Genomic DNA, 5,944 nt, shown 5'->3' on the forward strand with positions numbered 1-5,944 from the left:
CCGTAAAACAATTGTTTTACGGGCTTTTTTTATATCGTCTAGTTGTTATATTTTCATTTCATTTTCGGTTTTCATCATTCTGTCAAAACCTTCTAAAAGCATAGCAATAGATACAACTAAGGCGCAGCCAAAAGCATTTAACCATAGGTAAGACATCCAGTCTAGCCACCACCCAATAATTACTATTACTTGAGTTATAATTGCAGCAACAAATACAGCATTACCCTTAACGTACTTAAAAAAGAATGCCAGTAAAAATATTCCTAATACATTACCGTAGAATATAGATCCTATAATGTTTACTAGTTGTATTAAATTATCAAACAAGCTAGCAACACAGGCAATTAAAATGGCTATAATACCCCAAATTAAAGTAAGTACTTTAGAAGCTTTAACATAGTGTTCTTCTGTTTGTCCTTGTTTAATACTTCTTTTATAAATATCTAAGGCGCTTATGGTGCCTAAAGCATTTAATTCTGATGCAGTAGAAGACATAGCAGCAGATAATATTACCGCTAACAAAAGACCAATAATACCTTGTGGTAGGTAGTTTAGTATAAAATGAATAAATACATAATCTGTATCATTGGTTTCTACAGAGGCATCTGCTTGTGTAATTAATGTTTTTGCGGCATCTCTACCTAGTTTTTCTTTAGCATTTAAAGCAATAATTTTGTTTTTAGCATTAGCTTGCGCTGCTGTATTGTTATTGTCTAATGCTTCAGATAATTTGTTTTGTATAATTACTCTTTGTTCTGCAATTACCTTATGTTCTTTTTCTAATAGTTTGTAATCTTCTGCGTAAACAGAATTTTCTACTTTAGAAGTAGCTGCAGGATTAAAGTTTAGAGGTGATGAGTTGTATTGATAAAAAACAAAAACCATTACACCTACCAATAAAATAAAGAATTGCATTGGTATTTTTAAAATACCATTAAAAATTAAGCCAAGTTGACTCTCTCTTACAGATTTACCAGACAAGTAACGCTGTACCTGACTTTGGTCTGTACCAAAGTAAGACATAAACAAGAAAAATCCGCCTGTTAGTCCGCTCCAAACAGTATATCTACTTTGAGTGTCTAAACTAAAATCTAAAATATTTAATTTATCACTTGCACTAGCAACTTTTAAGGCTTTGCTAAACGTAATATCATCTGGTAGGTAATCTAAAATGAAGTAAAATGCAACAAACATTCCCAGCATTATTATAAACATTTGTTGTTTTTGGGTAACACTTACTGCTTTTGTACCACCAGAAACAGTGTATATAATTACCAAAATACCAATTAAAATATTTAATATTCTTAAATCCCAACCAAGTACAGCAGATAATATTATAGACGGAGCATAAATGGTAATACCAGCGGCCAAACCACGCTGAATTAGAAATAAAAATGCTGCTAACGTTCTAGTTTTAACATCAAACCTGTTTTCTAGAAACTCATAAGCTGTATAAACTTTTAATTTGTGATATAAGGGTACAAATACCATACATATAACCACCATAGCTAAAGGCAAACCAAAGTAAAACTGAACAAAGCCCATACCGTCGTGGTATGCTTGTCCTGGTGTAGATAAAAATGTAATTGCACTGGCTTGTGTAGCCATTACAGAGAGTCCAATTGTCCACCATTTTGACTGGTTTCCTCCTAAAACGTAATCGTTTACATTTTTACTTCCTTTTGTTTTATATACCCCAAAGCCAACAATAAATAATAATGTTCCTATAAGTAAGTACCAATCTATACTAGCCATATTAATTGTAAGTTTTCATTATAATAAAAAATACAATTGCATACATTAAATTTAAAAGTAAGACCCAAGAATATTCTTTTTTCCAAACAAATTTATCTTCCATAGTGTCTTAGTTGTTTTTAGGTAATGATAATAAGTTAGCAAACAATTTGTAAGCACCAGGAACACCGGCAGGTAACTCTCTAAAAAAGCTTATGCCTGTATATACGTAGTTTCCTTTGCCGTAAGGAGCAATTAAAAGACTACCTTTTTTAGCATCTTCTCCTTTATCTGCCATAGATAAAATAGGTGTAAACTCTTTTCCCCATTTATTAGGAAAGTATAAGCCGCGTTCTTGTACCCAATTATTAAAGTCAGTAGGTACAATTTTATTAGGAGTATTAACTACAGGATGGTTTTTTGCTAAAATGCTAACCTCTGCAAACTCATTTGTAACCCTATCTCTAGATAGCTCTAGAGAATAAGGAGCAAGGTTATCTAAATCTAAACCTCTACGGCCAGCAGTATTATATTGTATAACTAAGTTGCCTCCGTTTTTTACGTAATCTAATAAAAAATGTTGTTTAAATTTTAATTGATTAACAACATTGTAGGCTCTAATACCAACTACAATAGCATCAAAACCTTTTAAAGATTCTGTAGTAATATTGTCTGGATCTATGGTAGACACATTGTAGCCTATTTGTGTTAAGCTTTCTGGTATTTTGTCGCCAGCACCAGTAATATAACCAATATTTTTTCCTGTTTTTTTAATGTCTAAACGTACCACTTTAGCTTCAGATGGTAGTAAAACAGACTGTGTTGGGATATGGTCATAAGAAATAACAACCAACTCTTTACTAAGTTTTTTACCGTTAATTGTTACAGATGGTGAAATGGTACTCTGTGCTTCAGTGGCAGGAGGAGTAACAGTAAACATAAATGTTTTTGTATCTCCTCTTTTAGCAATAGTAAAAGGCAGTTTTGCATTATTAACTTTCCACCCTTTAGAAAAGCCTAATTCTAATTCCCCTGTAATATCATCTTTTAAAGCTTTTATAGTAACAGGAATTTGCTTAGCAGATCCGTCAGAAAAAATAAAAACCTTGTCCTTTATGCTAACACTAGCTTCTGGTAAAACCTCAAAAGGTCTGTATAGTTCTCCTTTATCTGGCTTAGAGTAGTGGTAAACTACAGGTTTAGTAATGGTTAATGTATAATTGTTAATACTAAGTTTAAAATCAGCATTAAAAGCTCTAGGAGTTTCTGGTTTGCCAATTAATTTTTTATCTGCAACAGTGTACATACCTAATGTACCTTTTTTCATAAGCCAATAAGGACTTGTGTAATTTGTATTTGCGGGTACTGTAATATCTAAAACTAGGTTTTCTTTAGTGTTGTTTTTTAAAGAAATATTAGGAGATAGACTAGTAGTTGCAACTTTTACAGATTTTAATATAATGTTTGTATTACTTCTGTTTAAAGCTTCTATAGATACTTTAAAACTGCCAGATGGTGTACTATTTGTAATGCTTGCATTAGCCTCTAAGTATAAACCAGCTACAGCAGAAATCATATTTTCTAGTTCTTTAGACTTAATATTTTTCCAGTGTGTATCTGTAGATTTTTGTAACAATTTATAAGCTTCTATAAGTTCTGGTAAGTGCGAAGAAGGATTTTTAAAATTGAAGTTTTCTTCAACCTTGTTTAATATTTTTCCAATAGCAACACCACCATCTATTCTAGACCACGTAGTATTTATGCCTTCAAAAATATCATCACCTTTAGGCATATCACCTTTTAAAAGCTCAATATACTCATCTTGGCTTCCTCTTGTAGATATACGACCAAAACCTTGACATAAATGCTGACTACTGGCAAGTGATGCAATCTCGTTGTTAGAAACACCTAGCATTGGGTAAAAAACACCAACATCTAACTTCATTAATTTACTTTTATCTGCTTTGTTAAAAGCTTCTTCACTACCATAAAACCACCAAGAAGTGTTAAAAAACATACGTTTTGGTTGCCAGGTTTCTGTTAGTTTTAGTTGTTCTGGGTATGCTTTTGGGTCGTTAACCAAGTCAAAAGCTTCTACACTTAACATTGCAGAGGCAGTATGGTGACCGTGTGTAGTTCCTGGTGTTCTGTGGTTAAATCTGTTTATAATAACATCTGGCTTGTACTGTCTTATAATTTGTACAACATCTGCTAAAACCTCTTTTTTGTCCCAAATATCTAATGTTTCATCTGGGTGTTTAGAGTAGCCAAAATCGTTTGCTCTAGAAAAAAATTGTTCTCCACCATCTTTGCTACGTGCACCAAGTAAATCTTGTGTTCGTAATACACCTAATTGCTCTCTAATTTCTGGTCCAATTAAATTTTGTCCTCCGTCTCCACGGGTTAAAGACAAGTAAGCAGTTTTAGCTTTTACATTATTAGATAAGTAAGATATTAACCTTGTGTTTTCATCATCTGGATGTGCTGCAATGTACAATGCAGAACCTAAGAAGTTTAACTTTTGTAAAGAATGGTAAATTTCTGCAGATGAACTTTTTTTAGGAGCTTGTGAAAATCCTAAGTTGATGCATAATGCAGAAATTATGCAAGATACCAGTAGTTGGCGCATAAATGTTAATTTTGGTTGATGCTCAAATATAACAAGTTCTACGCTTTAGAATGTCAATTTTAAAGGTTCTTTAACAACGTTTTTAAGCGGGTTATTAACATTTGATGATTTTAAGGAAGAATTGTTAGAACCATTTTTTTCTGTTGATAAAAAATATGGACACCAGAGAAATTAAAACCATTACGCCTAAAAGTATAAAATAACCATATTCCGTATGTAATTCGGGCATATTTTTAAAGTTCATACCGTAAATACCTGCTAAAAAAGTAAGCGGTATAAAAATCACAGAAAATATAGTCAAAGTTTTCATTACCTCGTTTAATCTGTGGTTTTGAATACTAAACATTAAGTTTAAAGAACTCTCTAGTTGACTAAGGTTAAAATCAATTTCATCTCCCATTAAACCAATTTGTTCTTTAATTTCAATAAAATACTTTATGTCAAAGTCAAAACAATCTATATTTTCTAATTGGTTAATAGCATCTTTTATGCTTATAGTCATTCTTTTAATTTGGTTAAGTTGCCTTTTCTTGTTTTCAACTTTAATTGCAAATTCAGGAGTTGGTTTAGTCTCATTTAAGTTATCTAAACCAATATTAGCCTTTGTTAACTTATCATAAGCAATGTAATAATTATCTATAATAGCTTCCATTAGTAAGTAAAACAGGTAATCTGCTCCTTTTTTTCTTATAACACCTAAGTTTTTTTCTATGCGTTCTCTTAAATGTTGAAAATGATCGCCTTCAACCTCTTGTATACTCCAAACGTAAGTTTCGCCAACAATAAAAACCATTTGTTCAAATTTTGTTTCATTGCTTTCTGCAGAATAATAAGGTGATTTTAAGGTTAAAAAGAAACAATCGTCTAGTTCTATTACTTTATTTCTGTGATTGTTGTCTATAACAAGGTTTATTAAAAACTCATCCATATTATTGTCCGCAATTATTTTGCGTACAGCTTGTGAATGCTGAAAACCATAAATGTTTAACCAAGAAATGACCGAAGTATCTTTTGTTATAGATATTTCATTTAATTCTTCTCCTTTTAATAAATGACAACTTTCTTTAGAGTAGGTTATTAAAGATGAATTAGCTTTAAATTCTTCAATATTAAAAGTTTTTTTATCAGAATACGGGTTTACTTTACGTCTGTTTTTTCTTTTCATACAATTACTTTTTAAATGTAATCTCCTTCTGTAGTATCGTCGTTATCTTCTTTATTAATAAGTACAACACCTTTTTGTAAAAGTAAATTGTTTGGGTAGGTAAGTAGTTCTCCGTTGTCTTTTTTAAGATAAATATGATAAGCTTTTATGTCTAAAATATCAACTTCCTCAGCAAAATCGCCATCTAATATTTTTATACGATCACCTATTTTAAAAGGGAATGAAAAAAATAAAATTACACCAGCAGTAACATTACTTAAAATAGACCAAGAAGCAAATAGTGCCACACCTAACACAGCAAATACAGATGAAAATATAATGCCTAAATCCTCAAAATTTACCTGCCAAATGTAAACAAGAAATATAAAACTTATTGCCATAAGTAATATGTTAACATATCTAATTATAAGCTTTGT

The 5,944-nt window shown here is 31.2% G+C and carries 4 protein-coding genes; all 4 read right to left on the reverse strand.

Annotated elements, in window-relative coordinates:
- Nucleotides 1-45: 45 nt before the first annotated feature.
- Entirely contained in the window at nt 46-1,755 is a 1,710-nt protein-coding gene (locus ABJD66_RS06660) for a sodium:solute symporter (RefSeq protein WP_303541612.1), read from the reverse strand.
- Nucleotides 1,756-1,864: 109 nt separating this feature from the next.
- A complete protein-coding gene (locus ABJD66_RS06665) occupies nt 1,865-4,363 on the reverse strand; it encodes a PIG-L family deacetylase (protein WP_348129610.1) in 2,499 nt (832 codons plus the stop codon).
- A gap of 124 nt (nt 4,364-4,487) precedes the next feature.
- Nucleotides 4,488-5,528: a magnesium and cobalt transport protein CorA gene (locus tag ABJD66_RS06670; protein WP_348129613.1), complete on the reverse strand. Its 1,041-nt coding sequence runs from the start codon at nt 5,526-5,528 to the stop codon at nt 4,488-4,490.
- 11 nt (nt 5,529-5,539) lie between these two features.
- On the reverse strand, nt 5,540-5,944 hold a 405-nt coding region (locus ABJD66_RS06675), incomplete at its 5' end, for a mechanosensitive ion channel domain-containing protein (RefSeq protein ID WP_348129616.1).

Source organism: Cellulophaga sp. (assembly GCF_039943695.1).
GTDB lineage: Bacteria > Bacteroidota > Bacteroidia > Flavobacteriales > Flavobacteriaceae > Cellulophaga.

Coding starts and splice junctions, on each gene's coding strand:
- ABJD66_RS06660 (WP_303541612.1), bottom strand. CDS start 1,755: ATGGCTAGTATAGATTGGTACTTACTTATAGGAACATTATTATTTATT.
- ABJD66_RS06670 (WP_348129613.1), bottom strand. CDS start 5,528: ATGAAAAGAAAAAACAGACGTAAAGTAAACCCGTATTCTGATAAAAAA.
- ABJD66_RS06665 (WP_348129610.1), bottom strand. CDS start 4,363: ATGCGCCAACTACTGGTATCTTGCATAATTTCTGCATTATGCATCAAC.